Raw genomic sequence first — 20274 nt, forward strand, 5'->3', positions numbered from 1 at the left:
CCCGCGCACCCATCCCCTGCTCAAGGAGACACGTGTGGATACCAAGCGCGCAAGGCGGCGAGGCCGCGGCATCGTCGCTCTCCTCGCGATCGCCGCATCCCTCGCCACGATGACCACGCCCGCCCAGGCCGGAGACGAGTCCATCACCGTCAACTTCTCCGTCGCCGGCGGTTCCCCGACCTACCGGGCGTCCGGGTGGATCTACGGGATGACCGAGAACGCGGCGGGGCCCGCGGACCACTTCTTCCGCGACGTGAAGTTCCGCTACATGCGCGCCGGTGGCGCCCAGCTCGACAGCCCCGGCGGTTGGGTCTCGGGCAAGTACGACCGCCGGTGGAACGCCACGCGTGCGCAGATGCTGCGCACCCGGTCGCTGGGCGGCGAGTTCATCCTGCTCGTCCACGACCTGTGGGGCGCCGACAGCTACCCGATCTCCCGCTTCCCCGGTGACAACGGCGACTGGACCGACTACGAGAACTTCCTCACCCGCCTGTTCAACGACGTGCGCGCGACGGGCGTCCCGGTGCAGTGGGACCTCTGGAACGAACCCAACATCACGCCGTTCTGGAACCGCCCGCAGTCCCAGTACTTCGAGCTGTGGCGGCGCACCTATCAGCGCGTGCGCGCGGCGTTCCCGGCACAGCTGATCGTCGGCCCGAGCCACGCGGGCGTTCCGACGACTTCGTCGGGTTGGTGGACCCAGTACCTGGACTTCGTCCGCTCCACCAACACGGTGCCCGACATCGTCAGCTGGCACTCGTTGCCCAGTGATCCGGTGGCGAACGTGGCGGCGGCGAACACCACGCTCGACTCGCGCGGCATCCCGCACCCGCGCCCGTACCAGATCAACGAGTACGGGGGCACCACCGAGCAGAACCCCGGTGACGGCTCCTGGTACATCGCGCGCCTGGAACGGGCCGGAGCCGACGGCCTGCGCGCCAACTGGGCCAGCAGCGGCGACCTGCACAACGACCTCGGCAACCTGCTCGTCCGGAACTCGGCGGGCGTGCACCAGCCGAAGGGCGAGTGGTGGGTCTACCGCTTCTACGGCTCGCAGACCGGGCAGGTCGTCAGCGTCACGCCCAGCCCGGCGTACGACGCGTTCGCCACGAAAACGCCCGGGGTCGCGAAGATCCTGGTCGGCGGTGGCGGCACCACGGGCAACATCGCGGTCGGGTTGCAGCGCCTCGACACCACGAGCGGGATCGTGCAGAACAACCAGGTGCGGGTGATCGCGCAGCGCATCCCGTACAACGGTGGCGGTGCGGTCCAGGGTCCGATCACGATCCAGAACTCCGTCGTGACGCTGTCCGGCAACGCCACGACGGTCAACCTGCCGCACTCCAACGCCGACGACGCGTTCACCATCACGCTCCTGCCGCCCTCGGACACCAGCTTCCAGTCCGTCGCCGTCGCCCAGCACTCCCAGCAGTGCCTGGACAACACCAACCTGAGCACCGCCGACGGCAACCGGCAACAGCAGTTCCCCTGCGAAGGCGGGGACCAGCAGCTGTGGAACTTCCGTCCCGTATCCGGGGTCGCCAACACCTACACCGTGGTCAACCAGCAGACCGGCAAGTGCCTCGACGTCAACGGCTCGTCCACCGCCGACGGCGCCGCCGTGCAGCAGTGGACCTGCGCAAGCGGGGCGCTGAACCAGCAGTTCGCGCTGCGGAAGGTCACGTACTCGGGCAACGACCCCCGCGACTACCAGCTCGTCGCCCGGCACAGCGGCAAGTGCGTCGACGTCAGCGAGATCTCCACCGCCGCACGCGCCCCGATCCACCAGTGGACCTGCAACCCGGCCGGCCAGAGCAGCCCGCTCAACCAGACGTGGCGGCTCTGGGGTCGCTAGCGACGAAGTCGCGGTGACCGGCCTTCTTCGACGTGCCCTGAAGATGTGCGCTGGAGATGCGCCCTGAAGATGTGCGCTGGAGATGTGTCCTGAACGACTCCGGCGCAGTGATCAAGCACCAGCCGAATGGGTCTGGTCCGCACTGAGGGTTACTCGGCAGTATGCGGTTCGCGTGTCCGGTTCCCCAGGCCCCCTGCCGCAGGCCTCGGGAAACGGGCACGCGTCACCCTCCCTGCTACCCCACTGAGGTCCACGTGACGGTCAAAGCAACAACGGTCCGAGCGATCGTGCCGTTAGGCGCGCTCGTCCTGTCCCTGATCGCCGTCCCACCGGCCGCGACCGCCGCGGCCACCAACCTGGCCCTGAACAAACCGGCAACCGGCTCTGCCGCGTGCGCGGGCACCGAAGGGCCGGAGAAGGCCGTGAACGGCAGTGTCTCGGGCGGCCTCGGCGACAAGTGGTGCTCGCCGGCCGGCAGCAAGTACCTCCAGGTCGACCTCGGCGCCGCCGCGTCGATCACCGGCTTCACCGTCAAGCACGCCGGCGCCGGCGGCGAGTCCACCACGTACAACACCAAGGCGTTCACCATCTCGCTGTCCACCGACGGCAGCACCTGGACCAGCCCGGTGACCGTCACGAACAACACGTCGAGCACGACGACGCACTCGATCACCGCGACCAACGCCCGCTACGCCAAGCTCATCGTCACCACCCCGACCCAGAGCTCCGACTCGGTGGCGCGGATCTACGAGTTCGAGGTGTACGGCACCGGTGGCGGCACTCCGGGTGGCGGCACGATCACGGTGTTCGACCGCATCCCCCAGTTCGGCATCTACACCAGCGACGACCCGGCCAACTACACCCCGCCCGCCGGCGTGCTGATGTGGAACCGGGGCACCGAGTTCGCCAGGAAGCTGACCGACGCCGAGAAGGGGCTGATCGGCGGCGACCTGCGGGTGCGGGTCAGCTACCACGCGCAGTGCGACAACTACGACCGGATCGGCACGGTGTTCTACGTCGCCGTGCCGAAGGGCACCACGCCGACCGCGACCACGCCCAGGGTGACCTTGCAGGACTTCATCACCCCGTTCAGCAACTACTGGCGGGGCGCCAAGGCGAACTACACCTTCCCGGACGCCGACCTCGGCCCGTACGCCGGTGCGCTCGCCGACCCGAACAAGGACGTGTACCTCGGCATCGGCGGCGGCTCCAACCCCTACCGCGGCGACGCCTGCGAGTCGCACCCCGAGGTCGACGCCGACTTCAGGGCCATCGGCTTCAAGTACTCGATGTCGCTGATCTCCACCACCGCGCTGTCCGCGCGGGATCACGATGTCGCCGGGATGATCTCCGGCGTCCGGGAGAGCACCAACTCGATCACCGCGGGCCCGGTCACGCACACCGCGGCCGGCAACCGCGGCGACATCGCGCTGGTGATCGCCGGCTACGGCTCGGCGGCCGGGGGCGAGGAGTACTCCAACACCACGGTCACCGTGTCGGTGAACGGCACCAGGGTCGGTTCGTTCTCCACCGCCGTGGACTGCGCGAGCCTGGAGCAGTACAGCCCGGACGGAAACCCGGGGATCTTCCGCAACAACACCACCACCAACCCGCGCAGCTGGTGCCCCGGCGGGCTGATCCCCAGCCGCTACTTCCCGACCGGTGACATCACCGGGAAGAACGTCACCGTCACCGTCGGCATCGGCCGCCCGGTGCCCTACGTCGGCGACTCCGGCTACCGCACCAGCGTCTCCCTGCTGGAACACTGATCGCTGGAACACTGATCCCGGCACCGGCCCACGCCATGATGCTCCATCACGGCGTGGGCCGGCCGTTTCCTCCGGATCACGCGGTGAGCGACTGACCTCCAGCGGTGCGGATCGGCTGAGGCACAGCCCACTCACGTTCAAGGCGTTCAAGGTGTTCAAGGTGTTCGAGCCGATTCCGAACGAACTCGAACGGCGCGACGGCTTCGGCACCGCCCTGTTCTACAACCCGACCGCCGGCATCCGCGAGTTGGACGCGTGCGACGACGGAGCCGCCGACGGCCTGCGGGCTGTCGCGATCCTGGAGGTCGGCAGCAAGAGGTTCGAGGTTCACGCTGCCGGCGGCACCGGCAGTTGCAACTCGAAGGCCATCACGGGACTGACCGGAGGCTCGGACTACCGGCTCCGGGCGTGCCTCCGCAACGGATCGGGCGGCGCCAACGTGTACTGCGACGTCTGGCACCACGGCTCCGTCTACTGATCCCCGGCAGTCCGCACGGGTGGTGGCCGACCACGCGGTCGCCACCGGTGCGGGACGGCTCTTGGTCGACGACCAGGTTTCGTGAGCGGTTTCAGGCAGGGCGTGATGATCCCGACCCGCTTCGCGCCCTCACCGGCGGGCCCTGGGACGCATGTCGGGCACCGCGATGTCGCCGTCGACGACGATCTGCTCATCGTCCAGGTACAGGCTGCACCCGCGCATCGGGATGTCGAAGTGGCACGGGGTGTCGTTCGGGCCGCCCAGCTCGTTGTTCGGCCCGATCGAGAACATCACGTTGCCGTAGAACGACCGCAGCTCCATGCCCATCCCGCCGGGGAACTGGGTGAGGCCGTGCCACTGCGCCCGCTCGTCCAGCCCCCACCCCACGTGCGACATGCCGTAACCGCGGGGGTCGTCGAACGAGGCGATGTAGGACGACAGCAGGTCGGCATCGAGACCGCCGCGGATGTCGGTGATGAAGCCCTGTTCGACGGTGAGCGTGACCGGCGTCTGCACGTAGGTGTTGAACGGCAGCAGCACGTCGCCGGGCGAGAGCACGATCCTGCCGTCGACACCGTCGTCGGCGCCGCCGGTGAACACGAACGCGGCGGGCCAGTGGTCCCAGCGGCCGGGTTTGTCGGTGTAGCCGTACTCGCTCATCGTCGGGTACACGCCGAGCCGGTAGGTGACGTCGGTGCCGGCGGGGCTGGTGATCCGCATCGTGCTCGCCTTGGCCAGGATCTCCTCACCGACCTCGACCCGTTCGCGCAGCTCTTCCGTCGGCATCAGGCGGGCGAGCAGCGGCGCGGGCTCGACGCAGGTGAGGATGCGCGTCCCGGCGTCCTGGATGGCGAACTGCTCCTTGCTGAACAGCAGGAACGCCAGGTCGACGAGCATGTCGGCCTGCTTGAGCGCGTCGACCGCGAGCGGGTTGTCGGCCAGCCCGGAATCGCCGACCGCCCACGCGCCGGACGCGGTGGGCGCGTCCGGCAGCCGCAGGTGGTAGGTGGCGGCGCCGAGTCGCTGAGCGGCGTACATGAACGCGTCGGCGTAGTCGGGACGCTCGTTGCCGCGCGAGAGCACGGCGACGGTCTCGCCCTCGTGGACCGCGCTGAGGCTGAGCTGCCGCAGGCAGATGTCGTTGAGCTGGTTCTGGTTCACCGTTCCTCCACGTGGTTGTCGATCGAGCCCAGCATCGAGCCCAGCGCGGCGCGCACCGCGTCCAGCGAGGCCCCGGCGTTGTCCCAGAAGACCATGTGCCCGGCGGCCGGTACCCTGGTCAGCTGTGCGCGCGGGTTGGCGCGTTCCGCCTCGCGCGCGCCCTCCGCGGTGACCACCGGGCTGTCCGCGCCGTAGAGCAGGACGGTCGGCGCGGGCACCGCCGGCCAGTGGTCGAAGAAGTCCTCGGCCTCGAAGCCGCGGTGGGTGGCGGCCACCGCCTCCTCGGCGCAGGAGGCGAGCCAGCGGGCCCGCAGTTCCTGCTCCCGCCGTGGCCATCGGGGCCACCAGCGGGCGACCTCGTCCGCGTCGGTGCCCCGCCGAGCCTCGTCCAGTTGGCCGAGGAACATGTCGAGGGTGGTCGGGTACGGGTTGCGGCCGGGTCCGCTCATCGGCGGGTCCACCAGGATGGTGCCGCGCAACGCCGACTTCGCCGCCACCACGGCCGCGATCCGGGCGCCCATCGAGTGACCCAGGAGGATCGGGCGGTCGAGTTGGAGACCGGTGATCACCGCCTCGACGTCGGCGGCGTAGTCGGTCAGCGCGTAGCCGTCGCCCTCGTCGGACAGCCCTCGGCCCCGGATGTCGAGCACGACCGGCCGCACCTGCTCGGCGAGCGCGCGGGCGACGAAGTCCATGCTGATCGCGGGGCTGGTGATGCCGGGCAGCACGAGCAGCGCCGGCAGTCCGTGGCCGCCGTAGTCGAGTGCGTGCAGGCGCACCGCGCCGTTGGTGACCCAACTGCTGGTGGCGGGCACGTCGGTGAGGTCGGCCAACGCCTCCTGGGTCAGGTTGCGCATGGCACGCGCTCCTCGGCGAGTCCGGTCAGGTAGTCGAGGGCGTCGGCGAGGTCGATCACGTCGCCGTACTTGGCCTGGATGTCGAACAGGTTCGCCTCGTGCGGGCCCGCCACCCGGTCGCCCACGCACTCGCGGGGCACCAGCACCGGGAACCCGGACTGCACCGCGTCCACGACCGTGGCCCGCACGCACCCGCTGGTGGTCGCGCCGCACACCACCACGGTGTCTCGGCCGAGGCCGGTGAGCGTGGCGGCCAGCGTGGTGCCGAAGAACGCCGAGGCGCCCTTCTTCACGACCAGGTGGTCGGTGTCCCGACGCGGCAGCCGGTCGTCCACGTCGACCGCCTCGCCGCCCTCGACGAGTCCGCGCATACCGGGCGCTTTCCGCAGCCACGGCACGGCGTCGCCCGCCAGTTCGGCCGGGGTGTAGGCGATGGTGGTGAACACCACCGGCACGTCTGCGGTTCGGCCGCGCTCGATCAGCGCGGCGGTGGCCGCGACGACGTCACCGAGGTCCGCGCCGGTCGGGTAGGACGTGCGGGTGAACCCGTTGGTCAGGTCCACCACCACGATCGCGGGTCGCGCGCCCCGGCGCACGGCCGCGCCGAACCCGGCCCGTTCGTAGGTCTCATCGGTCTGCTCGCCGTACACGGCGTGCCTCCTTGAGTTGCTTCGACTGGGAGCGCAGCGTCGCCAACAGCCACCCCTGCACCGCGCCGAGCACGAACGCGCCGACCACGGGCAGGTGCTTGGCCAGTGGGCCGAGCAGCATCGACAACCCGTCCAGCTCGGGGGTGGCCGACTCGGGGGTGGGCGCGGCAGCGGCGGGAACAGGAGCAGGGCCGGGTGGAGCGGTCAACAGGTCTGCCAGGTTGGCCGCGAACTGCCGCAGCAGCTTGTCCGACACCGTGCCGATCGCGCCCTTGCCGAACTGGGCGATCTTGCCCCGGATGAGCAGGTCGGTGGTCAGTCGCAGCAGCGCGCCGTCCGGCGCGTCGGCCACGGTCACCACCACCTCCGCTTCGGCGTCGCCGGCACCGTGCGCATCGCTTCCCCTGGCCTGCAACCGCAGCCGCCGCCGCTCCGGGTCGACCTCCAGGAAGCGCACGACGCCCGCGTACCCGGCGGTGATCGGCCCGACCTTGACCTTCACCCGCCCCCGGTAGGTCTCGCCGTCGCGGCCGTCGATCGACGCGCCCGGCAGGCAGCCGACCACCCGTTCCACGTCGTTGATCAGTGCGAACACCTCGGCCGGGGAAGCCGGCACGGACACCTGGTTCTCGAGGATCACGCGCTCCGCGTCCTTTCCGCCGCACGCCGCCGCGCGGCGCAGTCCTCGATCGCGTCGACGATCGTCTGGTAGCCGGTGCAGCGGCACAGGTTCGACGACACCGCCTCGCGGATCTCCGCACGCGAAGCGTCCGGCCGCGCGGCCAGGAACCCCTCGGCCAGCATCAGGAAACCGGGTGTGCAGAACCCGCACTGCAACGCGTGGTGCTCGGTGAACGCCCGCTGCAAGTCGCTCAACTCGTCGCCGCGGCCCAGGGACTCGACCGTGCGCACCCCGCGGCCCTCGGCCTGGGCGGCGAACATCAGGCAGGACCGCACCGGCGCCCCGTCGACCAGCACCGTGCAGGCGCCGCAGACACCGTGCTCGCACGCGATGTGCGTGCCGGTCAGCTCCAGGTCGTGGCGCAGCACGTCGGCGAGGGTGCGCCTGGGCTCCACCAGCACCTCGTGCTCGCTGCCGTTGACGTCGAGGCTCAACAGGACCTTGTCGTTCACCGCGTCGTCCACCGCACCTCCAGTGCGCCGAGCACCCGTTCCGGGGTGATCGGGGTGTCGTCCAGCTCCACGCCGGTGGGGCGCAGGGCGTCGTTGACGGCGTTGAGCACGGCGGCGGGCGCGCCGATCGTGCCGCCCTCGCCCACGCCCTTCGCGCCGTTGCCGGTGAACGCGCTCGGGGTTTCCAGGTGGTGGATGGAGATGTCGGGGATCTCGCACGCGGTCGGCACCTTGTAGTCGATGAAGCTCGCCGCCGACGGCTCACCCTGTTCGTCGTAGGTGACCTGCTCGAACAGCGCCCCCGCGATGCCCTGCGCGATCCCGCCGCGCGCTTGGCCCTCCACCACCTGCGGGTTGATCGCCACCCCGCAGTCCTCCACGCACGCGTACCGCAGGATCTCCACCTGCCCGGTGCCGGCGTGCAGCTCCACGACCACGCCGTGGCTCGCGTTGGAGAACGTTCCGTCGCCGATGCCGTCGAAGCTCGCGGTCGCGGTCAGGCCGGGGTCGACGTCCTTGGGCAGCAGGTGCGCCTTCAGGTAGGCGACCTCGGCTATGTCCACGTAGGACAGACTGCGGGTGTGGTCGTCGCACTTCCGGACCCGGCCGCCGGACAGCTCGACGTTGTCCGGCCGGGTCCGCAACAGGTGCGCGCCGATGTGCAGGAGCTTGTCGCCGAGCCTGCCGGCGGCGAGCCCGACCGCGCTGCCGCCGATGGTGATGGACCGGCTGGCGAACGTGCCCCAGCCGTAGGCGACCCGGTCGGTGTCACCCTGCTGGATGAAGACGTGGTCGAGGTCGAGGCCGAGCCGGTCGGCCACGATCTGGGCCATCGTGGTCTCGTGGCTCTGCCCGTGGCTCATGGTGCCGGTGGTCGCCACGACGGTGCCGCTGGTGTCCATCCGGATCTCGGAGATGTCGAAGCCGGGCACCACGGCCATCCTGCGCTTGGCGAACGCGTCGGAGCCGTAGCCGGTGCGCTCGTTGAAGCACGAGTAGCCGATGCCGAGGAACCGGCCCTGCCCGGCCAGCTCGCGTTGCCGCTCGTACCAGCCCTCCTCGGTGAGCACCCGCTCGGCCAGGTTCAGCGACTCCAGGTAGGAGCCGGGGTCGTAGGTGATCCCGTTGACGCCGGTGTAGGGGAAGGTGGTGATGAGGTTCCGCCTGCGGATCTCCACCGGACCGAGCCCCAGTTCGCGGGCCGCCCGCTCGAACAGCCGCTCCATCACCATCACGTACTGAGGCCGGGACACCCCGCGATAGGGGGCCGTCGGCGCTTTGTTGGTGGTGATCGCACGCCCGCGCACCCGGTAGGCGGGCACCCGGTAGACGCCCGGCATCTCGGCCGAGGCCATCAGCGGCTCGATGCCCGCGCTGAACGGGTAACACGAGTAGGCGCCCATGTCGCACAGCACGTCGGCGTCCAGCGCCAGGATCCGCCCGGCCTCGTCGAACGCCGCACGTGCCTGGTAACGCTGTTCGCGGGCCAGGAACGACGCGGTCAGCGCGTCCTTGCGGTCCTCGATCCACTTGACCGGCCGGCCGACCCGCAGGCTCGCCGCTGCCACCGCGATCTCCTCGCGGCCCACCACGCACTTGATCCCGAACCCGCCGCCCATGTCGGGCACCACGACGCGCACGGTGTTCTCCGGCCGGCCGAGGCAACCGGCGAGCACGGTCCGCACCACGTGCGGCACCTGGGTGCAGGTCTGGACCAACAGTTGTCCGGCGCGGGCGTCCCAGCTCGCCACCACTCCCCTGGTCTCCAGCGGCAACGCGTTCTGCCTGCCGGTCGTGGCCCGCACGGACACCACGCAGGGCGCGTCGGCGAAGATGTCGTCGATGCCCTCGGTGGCGAACATCGACACGTCGAGCAGCACGTTGTCCGCCGCCTCGTCGTGCACCAGCGGCGCGCCGGGGGCCAGCGCCTGCTCCTCCGACAGCACCGGCGTGCCGGCCCGGTAGGTCACCTCCGCGGCTTCGAGGCCGTCCTCCACCGCGTAGGCGTCCTCGGCGAGCACGATGGCGATCGGCTCGCCGACGAACCGGACCCGGTCACGCGCCAGCACCGGCATCGCGGTGGGCACGAACTCCGAACGCGGCCGGTCCAGCACGGCGGTGATGTCGCCCAGGTCGAGGTCGGCGGCGGTGAACGCGGCGACCACGCCCGGCACGTCGCGCACCCGGCTCAGGTCGACGGAGGTGATCTCCCCCGCCGCGACGCTGCTGCGCACGAACTGGGCGTGCAGCATCCGGGGCAGGTGGATGTCGTCCACGAACCGGGCGCGCCCGGTCAGCAGGCGCGGGTCCTCCTTGCGCTTGACCGAGGCGCCGACCCACGTCCCGTCGGCGGTGAACCCGGGTTCCCTCATCGGGCCAGCGCCTCCTCGCACGCACGGGCGACCAGGGCGCGGACCAGCGACCGGCGGTAGTCCGCGCCGGGTCCGGGACCGTCGGGCGGGTCGACCGCCTCCGCCGCGGCCCGGCCGCAGGCCGCGAACAGCTCGGCGTCGGCCCGTTCGCCGGCGCCCAACAGGGCTTCCGCCGCGGGCACCCGCAGCGGCACGGGCGCCACACCGCCGAGCACGACCCGGCCACCGGTCACCCGCCCGCCGGCCACGTCCAGGTCGACGGCGGCGGCCACGATGGCGAAGTCGCCGCGACGCTCGGCGAACTCGGTGAGCGCGGCGTGCGGCGCGGGCTTGGGGAAGACCACCTCGACGATCAGCTCGTCGGGTTCCAGCAGCGTGGTGAAGAAGCCGAGGAACGCCTCCCCCGCCGGGATGACCCGGCTGCCGCGGGGCGAGGCCGTGACGATCTCGGCGTCCAGCAGGACGGCCAGCAGGCACCACTCGGCGGTGGCGTCGCCGTGCGCCAGGCTGCCCCCGGCCGTCCCCCTGGTGCGGATCGGCAGGTGCCCGATCCACCTCATCGCCTCCCGCACCACCTCGAACCCGCGCACCGACCGGTCCGGCGCGGACTCCACCTCGTGGTGGGTGGTCAGCGCGCCGACGTGCAGCCGGTCGTCGTCACGCCGCAGGAAGGACAGCTCACCCAGCCGGGCGATGTCGACCAGGTGCGCGGGCCGCGCCAGCCGGAAGTTCATCATCGGGATCAGGCTCTGCCCGCCCGCGAGGAACTTCGCGTCCTCACCGAGTTCCGCGACGAGCGCGGTGGCGCCGGCGACGTCACGGGCGCGGTGGTAGCCGAACGGCGGCGGTTTCATGCTGTCCATCCCCTCCGGCGCGTCAGGCGGTCCGCGCGGTCCCGACGACGGGCTCCGCGTCGGCCTCGGTGATCCGGTCCAGCTCCCGGCCCTTGGTCTCCGGCGCGCCCACCGCCATCCACAGCACGGCGGCGAGCACCACGACGGTGAGCGCGGTGAACGTCAGCGGCAGGCCGAGCGCGGGCCACAGCAGGCTGCCGAAGATCAACGGGATGAAGCCGCTGGCCACCCGGCTGGACGCGGAGGCCCACCCGAAACCACTGGCCCGGATGTCCGTCGGGTACAGCTCGGACACGTAGGCGTAGAGCACCGGGATCGCGAGTTGGATCACGAAGCCGAAGATCCCGATCCAGATCACCGCGGCGGTCGGGAACTCCAGCACCAGCGAGAAGACCACCAGCGCCGCCGCGGCGAACGGGGCCGACAGGCCGATCAGCCACTTGCGGCCGAGCACCTCGACCAGGAAGGCCGACAGCGCCACGCCCGCGATGCCCACCGCGCTCATCACGGTGGTCTTGGAGAACGCGGCGTACGTGCCGTAGCCCTGGGCGGTCAGGATCGACGGCATCCAGCTCAGCGCGACGTAGTAGGTCAGCATCACGGTGACGAACAGCGACCAGGCCACCGATGTGATCCGCGGGCTGTAGCTCCACACCCGGCGGAGCTGGGACAACGCCACGCGCGGGCCGCGTTCCCGCTTGGCCGTGGTCGGCGCGTTGATCACGTAGTCCTGTGGCGCGGCACCCGTGCGGGACACCAGATCGTCGATGACGGCCCGCGCCTCGGCCTCGCGTCCGGTGCGGGCGAGGTAGAGCGGCGACTCCGGGATACCGCGCCGGACCCAGAACACCAGCAGCGCCGGGACGACCATCAGCCCGAGCATCCAGCGCCAGTTGCCGTCCACCGGTGCCAGCACGGTGGCCACCACACCGCACAGCGTGCCGCCGATCGGCCACCACAGGTCCATCGCGGTGAGGACCTTCCCGCGCAGTCTGCGTGGCGAGAACTCGCTGACCAGGGCGTAGTCCACCGGGATGCACCCGCCGAGGCCGATACCCGCGATGAACCGCAGGACCAGGAAGACGGTGAAGTTCGGCGAGAACGCGCCGAACAGCGAGAACAGCGCGAAGATCAGCAACGTGATGCTGAACGCCTGTTTGCGCCCCATCCGGTCGGCGATCGTCCCCCAGCCGATCGCGCCGACCGCCATGCCGATCAGGTTGACCGTGGCGACCAGTCCGCGTTCCGCTGTGGACAGTCCGAACTCCACGCCGAGCAACGGGGTGAGGAACCCGTTGAGCGTGACGTCCCAGGCGTCGAACATGTAGCCCAGGCCGCCGATGACGAAGATCCTGCCCTGGACCGGCCACTTCCAGGGCAGTTCCTGAACGATCTGCTCGCCGGTCTTCAGCACACCTGTGTTCATGACGGACCAAGACCTTCCGGTGTGTCGGGGTGGGTAGGTGACACCGGCCCGGCAGCGACGGCAGGAGGCGTCTCGGGGTGGGGGAAGGTGCTGTGCCTACCGGTGGAACGGGTAGGAGAAGGACTCCGCATCGGGGTCGTTCAGCGGGGTCCCGCGCCACAGCCAGTCGTAGGAGACATCGGATTCACCGGTGAAGTCGCGGAGCCCGGCGTCGCGGGCGCGTTGCTCCGGACCGTCCGGGAGGTGGTAGAAGTCCTTGTTGCGCAAGGAGGCCTCCTGCACCATCCCGGCGTGCTTGGCGCGGCGCGCCACGTACCTCGCCAGCGCGCCGGCCACGTCCGAGACCGGGACCGAGCCCAGTTCCTCGGCCAGCACGGCGGCGTCCTCCATCGCCTGCGACGCGCCCTGTGCCTGGTAGGGCAGCATCGCGTGGCAGGCGTCGCCGAGCAGCGCGACGTGACCGTCCACCCACACCGGATCGCGGCGTCGGTAGTACATCGCCCACGCCGAGGCGTCGCCCTCCGCCTTGGACAGCACGGCGGCCACCCGGTCGTCCCAGCCGGGGAACGCGTCGACCAGCTCGTCGGCCGTGGCGGGCGCGCTCCACCGCTCGGCCACCTCCTCGGTGCAGGGCACGATCGCCACCACGTTCAGGTACTCGCCGCCGCGGATCAGGTAGTGCACCAGGTGCCGGTCCGGTCCGTACCAGATGGTGCTCTGGAACCGGTCCACCAGCCACCGGGTCGCCGGGTCCGCCGCGATCTTGTCGCCGGGGACCAGCGCCCGGTAGGCCATCTCGCCGGAGAACACCAGGGTGTCCGGGAAGCCGAGGACGTCCCGCACCGCGGACCTGATGCCGTCCGCGCCGATCAGCACGTCCGCCTCGTGCCGTTCACCGGTGGCGGTGACGGCGGTCGGGCGGGCCGGGTCGGTCCGGTCCACGTCGACGATCCGGCTGCCCGTGCGCACCCGCACGACCGGTCCGGGGCCGTCCGGGTCGAGGCAGGCGTCGAGCAGCACCCGGTGCAGGTCGGCCCGGTGGTAGTGCCAGTACGGCGCGTTGTAGGTGCGCTTGCAGTGATCGCCCAGCGGGGTCAGGGCGATCACGCTGCCGTCCTCCCAGCGGCGGCGCACCTGGTCCTGCGGTTCGGTGTGGATGGCCTCCAGCCGGGCGCGCAGGCCGAGGCCGGTCAGGATGCGGCTGGCGTTCGGTGCGGTCTGGATGCCCGCGCCCACCTCGCCCAGCTCATCGGCCTGCTCCAGCACGGTGACCCGGATGCCCTTCTGCCGCAAGGACAGAGCGGCCGTCAGGCCACCGAGGCCACCGCCGACGACGGTCACGTCGTAGGACTGACTCGTGCGCACGTCTCCTCCAGGTAGTCCGGGGGCCGGGAGCATCCGTCGACAGCGAATTAATCCGAACACGGACTATCTGGGAAATCAAGGGGCGATTCGCGGCGTAACACCAACGGAACACCCCGGCGCGCGGCCGACGCACGACCGACGCCGGGCCGACCCCCTCAGTCCTCGATCAACGACTCCCAGTGCTCGGCGACGCCGTTGAGCTCTTCCAGCCACTGCTGGATACCGGCCGCGGTACGGCCGCGCAGCAGCTTCCGGTCCAGGTCACGGGCCCGCCGGTTGACCTCGGCAAGCGTTCGTTCACCCTCCTCGGTGAGGTGCAGCAGCTTGCGCCGGGCGTCGTTGAGCGCGGTCCGCCGGTCGACCAGCCCGCGTTCCTCCAGGCGCCGCACCACATCGGCCATGGTGGACCGGTCCAGCGCCGCGACGTGCGCGAGCGACCCCTGGTCCTCGCCGGGGTACTTGTCGACCGCGACCAACACCGCGAACTGCGGCCCGGTCACGGTCGAGTCGACCGCGCGCACCCAGTTGGCCAGGTACGCCTGGTACAGCCGCCGCGCCACGTACCCGGGAGCCCCCAGCAGCTCGCCCGGAACCTCCAGGCGGGCACCGTCCACCGGACCGTGCGCCGCCGCCCTCCTGCCGGTCACCATGCGGCCAGCTAACCACGTGCGCGGCGGACGACCGGTCGCCCCTCCGCCGCCTCAGCGCTCGACACGGGACGCCTCGTCGAGGCGCCGGAGGCGGTGCAGAGTAATCTCACGGTCACCGACCGTGAGCTCTCCCGGTGGCGCGGGAGGCCGTACTGTCCGCACTGTCCGCGACCGACAGTGATCAGTCCACAAGCACCCGGGCGGCAGACTGTGACCCAGGACAACCAAACTTAAACTTGATTGATTCCAGAAATTGAGTGAGACTTCCGCACGTGCCCACGGCTTCCGACTTCCAACACATGTTGCGCGGAGCGTCCCTGCGCGTGACGGCTCCTCGGATGGCCGTGCTGTCCGCGGTGCACGAGCACCCGCACGCCGACACCGAATCGATCACCGGCGTCGTGCGTGGGAAGCTCGGTGCGGTGTCCCACCAGGCCGTGTACGACGTGCTACGTGCGCTGACCGGCGCGGGTCTGCTGCGACGCATCGAGCCGCCCGGCTCGGTGGCGCGTTACGAGGCGCGCGTCGGGGACAACCACCACCACGTGGTGTGCCGTTCCTGCGGCGCCATCGCCGATGTGGACTGTGCCGTCGGCTCCGCACCTTGTCTGATCGCGTCCGACGACCACGGCTTCACGATCGACGAAGCCGAGGTCGTCTACCGGGGCCTGTGCCCCGAGTGCTCCACCGCAACCAGTTGACGAGCAGTTCCCTGTTCCCCCGGAAGGATTCCTGTGACCGACAGCCCTAACGCCGTCGTTGGAGAGATGAACGAGGAGGGTGCGGGCGGGTGTCCGGTCTCGGCCGGCCGCTTCAACCACCCGACCGAAGGCGGGAGCAACCGCGACTGGTGGCCGAACCAGCTCAACCTGGGCATCCTCCGGAAGCACCCCGTCGTGGCCAACCCCATGGGCGCCGACTTCGACTACGCCGCCGAGTTCCAGACCCTCGACCTCGACGCCCTGGCGAAGGACGTCGACGAGGTGATGACCACGTCGCAGGAGTGGTGGCCCGCCGACTTCGGCCACTACGGGCCGTTCATGATCCGGATGGCGTGGCACAGCGCGGGCACGTACCGCGTCCAGGACGGCCGCGGCGGTGCGGGCGCGGGCATGCAGCGCTTCGCACCGCTCAACAGCTGGCCCGACAACGGCAACCTCGACAAGGCGCGCCGGCTGCTGTGGCCGGTGAAGAAGAAGTACGGCCGCAAGATCTCCTGGGCCGACCTGATGATCTTCGCGGGCAACCGCGCCCTGGAGACGATGGGCTTCACGACCTTCGGCTTCGCCGGTGGCCGGGCGGACGTCTGGGAACCCGACCAGGACGTCTACTGGGGTCCCGAGCGCACCTGGCTCGGTGACGAGCGGTACACCGGCGACCGGGACCTGGAGAACCCCCTGGCCGCCGTCCAGATGGGCCTCATCTACGTCAACCCGGAAGGCCCGAACGGCGTCCCGGACCCGCTCGCCGCGGCCCGCGACATCCGCGACACCTTCGGGCGCATGGCGATGAACGACGAGGAGACCGTCGCGCTGATCGCGGGCGGGCACACCTTCGGCAAGACCCACGGCGCGGCCGACCCGGACAAGTACGTCGGCCCCGAGCCCGAGGGCGCCTCGATCGAGGAGCAGGGCTTCGGCTGGAAGAACACCTTCGGCACCGGCAAGGGTCGGGACGCGATCACCAGCGGCCTCGAGGTCACCTGGACGACCACGCCGACGCGGTGGAGCAACGGCTTCTTCGAGAACCTGTTCGGCTACGAGTGGGAGCTGACCAAGAGCCTCGCCGGCGCCCACCAGTGGAAGCCGAAGGACGGCGCTGGCGCGAACACCGTGCCGGACCCCGAGGACGGCTCGCTGACGCGTACCCCGACGATGCTGACGACCGACCTCGCGCTCCGGTTCGACCCGGTCTACGAGCAGATCTCGCGCCGCTTCCTGGAGCACCCGGACCAGTTCGCGGACGCGTTCGCCAGGGCCTGGTTCAAGCTGACGCACCGCGACATGGGCCCGATCCAGCGCTACCTCGGTCCGCTCGTCCCGCAGGAGGAGCTGATCTGGCAGGACCGCGTCCCCGCCGTGGACCACGAGCTGGTCGGTGACGAGGACATCGCCGGCCTCAAGCGCGAGATCCTCGACTCGGGGCTGTCGATCTCCCAGCTCGTGTCCACCGCGTGGGCGTCGGCCTCGACGTTCCGCAGCAGTGACAAGCGCGGCGGGGCGAACGGTGCGCGCATCCGCCTGGAGCCCCAGCGCGGGTGGGAGGTCAACAACCCCGACGACCTGGCGAAGGTGCTGCGCACGCTGGAGGAGATCCAGGAGCGCTTCAACAGCTCCCAGACCGGCGGCAAGAAGGTCTCGCTGGCCGACCTCATCGTGCTCGGCGGGTGCGCCGCCGTGGAGCGGGCCGCCAAGAACGCGGGACAGGACATCCAGGTCCCGTTCACCCCGGGCCGCACGGACGCGTCCCAGGAGCAGACCGATGCGGAGTCCTTCGCCCCGCTCGAGCCGACCGCGGACGGGTTCCGCAACTACCGCGGCAAGGGCAACCGGCTGCCGTCGGAGTACCTGCTGATCGACCGCGCGAACCTGCTGAGCCTGAGCGCGCCCGAGATGACCGTCCTCGTGGGCGGCCTGCGCGTGCTGGGCGCCAACCACCAGCAGTCCGCGCTGGGCGTTCTCACCGAGACGCCGGAGTCGCTGACCAACGACTTCTTCGCGAACCTGCTCGACATGGGCACGGAGTGGAAGTCGACCTCCGAAGACGCGGAGACCTTCGAGGGCCGTGACCGCGCCACCGGCGAGGTCAAGTGGACCGGCAGCCGCGTCGACCTGGTCTTCGGCTCGAACTCCGAGCTGCGCGCCGTCGCCGAGGTCTACGCCAGCGACGACTCGCGGGAGAAGTTCGTCCAGGACTTCGTGGCCGCGTGGGACAAGGTCATGAACCTCGACCGGTTCGACATCGCCTGATCCCGACATCGCCTGATCACGGCGTCCAGGCCGGCCGCGCGTCGGCCGGCCTGGACGCCGATCTCGGGGTTGGCCAGGCACCACATGACCGGCATGGCGTCCCCTGCGCACACCAGATACAGCTTCAGGCCCCAGTACCGGCGAAGGGCAGGCACAACAGCCGCAGCCTGGCCTGCGGCCGCGGCGGCATGGCTCGCAGCACGTTCGTCACGTCCCGGCCTCCTCGCGCTGTTTCGAGGGCTCCTTCGGCACCATCACCCACACCGCCACCGCACCGAGCGCCGCGGCGACACCCGCCACCACGAACGCCAGAGCCGACGACCTCTCGATCACGAAACCACCGACAGCCGAGCCGATGGGCATGCCCAGGGTGTTGAGGCTGATCGACACGGCCAGTACCCGGCCGAGCTTGTCCGGATCGGTGCGGCGCTGACGCAACGTCAGCAGACCCACGTTGACCAGGCCGGACACCAGCCCGACCGCGACCAGGCCGATGGTCAGCCCGACGATGCCGCCGATGGCGACCACCGCCGCGACCGCCGTGATCGCGGTGCCCACGACCATCGCCGCGCGTTCGCGGCCCTCACGCAGGACGTGGCCGACGATCAACGCACCGACGATGCCCGCGACCCCGGCGACAGCCCACAGCAGACCCGCCCGCGCGCTGCCCGCCACCGTCGGCACCGCTACCACCAGCACGCCCCACACCACCTGGTAGAGGCCGTAGGACACGACCAGTGCCCGCAGCACCGGGTGTGTCAGGACATAGCGCACGCCCTCGACGGTGGAACGCAGCAACGGCCGGTGTTCCGCGTGCTCGGGCCGCCCTGCCGGCAGCACCAGCGTGAACGCGCAGGCCAGGGCGTAGAGCACGGCGACGACCACCATGGTGGCCTGCCCACCGGCCAGTGCGAACAACGCGCCCGCGAGCACCGGCCCCAGCACCTCGACCAGGTTGAACAGGCCGGTGTCCAGCGCGTTCGCTCGTTCGATGGCGGGGCCGGGCACCAGCCTCGGCAGCAACACGCGCACCCCGGCGATGTTCAGCGGGCTGGTGAGCGAGTACAGCACCGCCAGCACCACGACCGGCACGATGCCACCGGAGACGAACGCCAGCGCGCCCACCAGCACCGCGCTCGCCACCAGGTCGGCCACGATCGACCGCACCGCCCCGATGCGGTCGAGCAGGGCGCCCGCCACCGGGCTGACGATCAGGCCGGGGGCGACCGCGGCGAACACCACGACACCGGCCAGCGTCGGCGACTTGAACACGTCGAGCACGTGCAACACCAGCACGAGGGTGAACATCTGCTCGGCAAGACGGGAGCACAGCGCCGCGCCGAGCAGCGGCGCGACGTGCGGCATCAGCACGACCTGGCGGTAGGTCAGCTTCGGGGTGGTCGCGCGAAGTGGCTCCGGCACAACTCGACCGTAACGTCCGTCCTGGCCTGGCCCCAGCGCATTTCGGCGAGCAGACTGTCCAGTTCGGACAAGTGGAGGGCAGCGACAAGGCGACCGGTGAGGTGGCGCCACGGGTGGGTCGCTGAGGCCGGCACGTGCACACCGACACCGAACTGCGTGCCATGTTCCCCGCGATGCTCCAGCAGTCCGGCTATCACACCCGGCTCATCGGTCGCCCTTCAGGGCACTCGGTCGACGAAGGCGCCTTGGGTATCTGCGCCGAGACCAGGACGAACACCGCGTCGCCCGATCCTCTTGATCGCAGTCGTCCACGACACGCCGACCCGCTCGAATGTCGAACGCAACATCGCGTAAAGACCGGCGCGGATCGTGAGTTGGTGCGGGTTGGCACGGGCCGCGCGAGCCGAGGCCGTCCGATCAGGAGCGCGCCGGGTTCGTGGGTTGCGCATCGGGTATGCGCCGGCTTCGGCCGCCCGCCGGCGGGAGTGCGCCCGGACACGGCCGAGAAGTACCTCGACCGGGTCAAGCAGAAGTACACCGAATGCGGACGCGCGACATATACCAAATCGGACCCGTACGCGTTGTGCCTGCGGGAACCGACTGACCGGACGACCCTCGCCCGTTCCTTGCCCCCTAGCGCGGAGAAGCGCGCCTACGGTGTGCCGACTACGCCGTTTGCGCTGCACACAGAAGTTTTCAATACACCCCATAGGCGAATTGCAGGCAATGCGGGAATAAAACCCGAAGCCTTGCCGGACGATGATGCACTGTTTAGAGTCCGCGCTTGCGAAAGGGGGTGAATTCACTGTGTTGGACTTGACTTTCGATGTCGAAGAGTTGGCGCTCGACGACCTCGCGGTCGTCGCCATGCGCGACGCCGTAGCGCTCCCGGAGACCGGCGCGTCGGGCGGGTCGTGCTCGGGCGGCAGCTCGTGCTGCTGCTGCCCGTCGCCGCAACTGCCGGACTGACCCCGAGAGGACTGCACGTCGCAGTCCTTGCTCCCTCAACGGCACGGTGCGCTCGTTCGCGGGCGTTGCGGGCCGGACGACCCACTTGGAGGGCTTGTCATGTACGAACTGAGCTTCGAGGTCGAGGACCTGGTCCTGGACGACTTGGCCGTCACCGCCATGCGTGACGGCGTCGCGCTGCCGGAGACCGGCGCGTCGAACTCCTGCTCCTGCGGTTCGTGTTGCTGCTGCCAGCAGGACCCGGGTTTACCCCCCGCCATGGGCTGAGTTCGATCAGCACGCCGGGAGCACCCGTTCGCGGGCGCTCCCGGCCCCCACGCCATGGGGATTCACACCGCACCGG

General features: G+C 70.4%; 18 protein-coding genes. 7 read left to right on the plus strand and 11 right to left on the minus strand.

The window, feature by feature from the left end; translation table 11 throughout:
- Window positions 1-34 precede the first annotated feature (34 nt).
- From FM051_RS25580 to FM051_RS25590, 3 genes are all read left to right on the plus strand, one after another.
- Window positions 35-1855: an RICIN domain-containing protein gene (locus tag FM051_RS25580; RefSeq protein WP_238412645.1), complete on the plus strand. Its 1821-nt coding sequence runs from the start codon at window positions 35-37 to the stop codon at window positions 1853-1855.
- Window positions 1856-2142: 287 nt separating this feature from the next.
- A complete protein-coding gene (locus FM051_RS25585) occupies window positions 2143-3624 on the plus strand; it encodes a discoidin domain-containing protein (protein ID WP_202919015.1) in 1482 nt (493 codons plus the stop codon).
- A gap of 160 nt (window positions 3625-3784) precedes the next feature.
- The gene (locus tag FM051_RS25590; RefSeq protein ID WP_158847605.1) at window positions 3785-4102 is read left to right on the plus strand and encodes a hypothetical protein; all 318 of its coding nucleotides are present in this window, start codon (window positions 3785-3787) and stop codon (window positions 4100-4102) included.
- A gap of 129 nt (window positions 4103-4231) precedes the next feature.
- Here the strand turns inward: FM051_RS25590 and FM051_RS25595 are convergent, their stop codons facing one another.
- From FM051_RS25595 to FM051_RS25640, 10 genes are all read right to left on the minus strand, one after another.
- Entirely contained in the window at window positions 4232-5263 is a 1032-nt protein-coding gene (locus FM051_RS25595) for a 2,5-dihydroxypyridine 5,6-dioxygenase NicX family protein (RefSeq protein WP_158847607.1), read from the minus strand.
- Window positions 5260-6120: an alpha/beta fold hydrolase gene (locus tag FM051_RS25600; RefSeq protein ID WP_158847609.1), complete on the minus strand. Its 861-nt coding sequence runs from the start codon at window positions 6118-6120 to the stop codon at window positions 5260-5262. Before FM051_RS25600 ends, FM051_RS25595 begins: the two co-directional genes overlap by 4 nt.
- Complete coding sequence (locus FM051_RS25605; protein ID WP_158847611.1) at window positions 6108-6770, minus strand: isochorismatase family protein; 663 nt, start codon at window positions 6768-6770, stop codon at window positions 6108-6110. Before FM051_RS25605 ends, FM051_RS25600 begins: the two co-directional genes overlap by 13 nt.
- On the minus strand, window positions 6748-7410 hold the full coding sequence (locus FM051_RS25610; RefSeq protein WP_158847613.1) for an SRPBCC family protein: 663 nt from the start codon (window positions 7408-7410) through the stop codon (window positions 6748-6750). The genes FM051_RS25605 and FM051_RS25610 overlap by 23 nt, the downstream gene beginning before the upstream one ends.
- The gene (locus FM051_RS25615; protein ID WP_158847962.1) at window positions 7407-7904 is read right to left on the minus strand and encodes a (2Fe-2S)-binding protein; all 498 of its coding nucleotides are present in this window, start codon (window positions 7902-7904) and stop codon (window positions 7407-7409) included. Before FM051_RS25615 ends, FM051_RS25610 begins: the two co-directional genes overlap by 4 nt.
- A complete protein-coding gene (locus FM051_RS25620; RefSeq protein WP_158847615.1) occupies window positions 7901-10276 on the minus strand; it encodes a xanthine dehydrogenase family protein molybdopterin-binding subunit in 2376 nt (791 codons plus the stop codon). Before FM051_RS25620 ends, FM051_RS25615 begins: the two co-directional genes overlap by 4 nt.
- On the minus strand, window positions 10273-11130 hold the full coding sequence (locus tag FM051_RS25625; protein ID WP_158847617.1) for an FAD binding domain-containing protein: 858 nt from the start codon (window positions 11128-11130) through the stop codon (window positions 10273-10275). The genes FM051_RS25620 and FM051_RS25625 overlap by 4 nt, the downstream gene beginning before the upstream one ends.
- Window positions 11131-11152: 22 nt before the next feature.
- Entirely contained in the window at window positions 11153-12541 is a 1389-nt protein-coding gene (locus tag FM051_RS25630; RefSeq protein ID WP_158847964.1) for an MFS transporter, read from the minus strand.
- A gap of 111 nt (window positions 12542-12652) precedes the next feature.
- Complete coding sequence (locus tag FM051_RS25635) at window positions 12653-13921, minus strand: FAD-dependent monooxygenase (protein ID WP_158847619.1); 1269 nt, start codon at window positions 13919-13921, stop codon at window positions 12653-12655.
- 155 nt (window positions 13922-14076) lie between these two features.
- A complete protein-coding gene (locus FM051_RS25640) occupies window positions 14077-14571 on the minus strand; it encodes a MarR family winged helix-turn-helix transcriptional regulator (RefSeq protein WP_158847621.1) in 495 nt (164 codons plus the stop codon).
- Between the two features lie 272 nt (window positions 14572-14843).
- Here FM051_RS25640 and FM051_RS25645 point away from each other — a divergent pair, with 272 nt between their 5' ends.
- On the plus strand, window positions 14844-15272 hold the full coding sequence (locus tag FM051_RS25645; protein ID WP_158847623.1) for a Fur family transcriptional regulator: 429 nt from the start codon (window positions 14844-14846) through the stop codon (window positions 15270-15272).
- Between the two features lie 33 nt (window positions 15273-15305).
- Entirely contained in the window at window positions 15306-17540 is a 2235-nt protein-coding gene (katG, locus tag FM051_RS25650; protein WP_158847625.1) for a catalase/peroxidase HPI, read from the plus strand.
- 207 nt (window positions 17541-17747) lie between these two features.
- Here the strand turns inward: katG and FM051_RS25655 are convergent, their stop codons facing one another.
- On the minus strand, window positions 17748-18962 hold the full coding sequence (locus FM051_RS25655) for an MFS transporter (protein ID WP_158847627.1): 1215 nt from the start codon (window positions 18960-18962) through the stop codon (window positions 17748-17750).
- An 807-nt stretch (window positions 18963-19769) separates the two neighbouring features.
- On the opposite strand from FM051_RS25655, the gene FM051_RS25660 reads away from it, so the two are divergent.
- On the plus strand, window positions 19770-19931 hold the full coding sequence (locus tag FM051_RS25660) for a thiazolylpeptide-type bacteriocin (protein ID WP_238412646.1): 162 nt from the start codon (window positions 19770-19772) through the stop codon (window positions 19929-19931).
- A gap of 99 nt (window positions 19932-20030) precedes the next feature.
- Entirely contained in the window at window positions 20031-20198 is a 168-nt protein-coding gene (locus FM051_RS25665; RefSeq protein WP_158847629.1) for a thiazolylpeptide-type bacteriocin, read from the plus strand.
- Window positions 20199-20274 lie beyond the last annotated feature (76 nt).

The organism is Saccharothrix deserti, from assembly GCF_009769385.1.
GTDB lineage: Bacteria > Actinomycetota > Actinomycetes > Mycobacteriales > Pseudonocardiaceae > Actinosynnema > Actinosynnema deserti.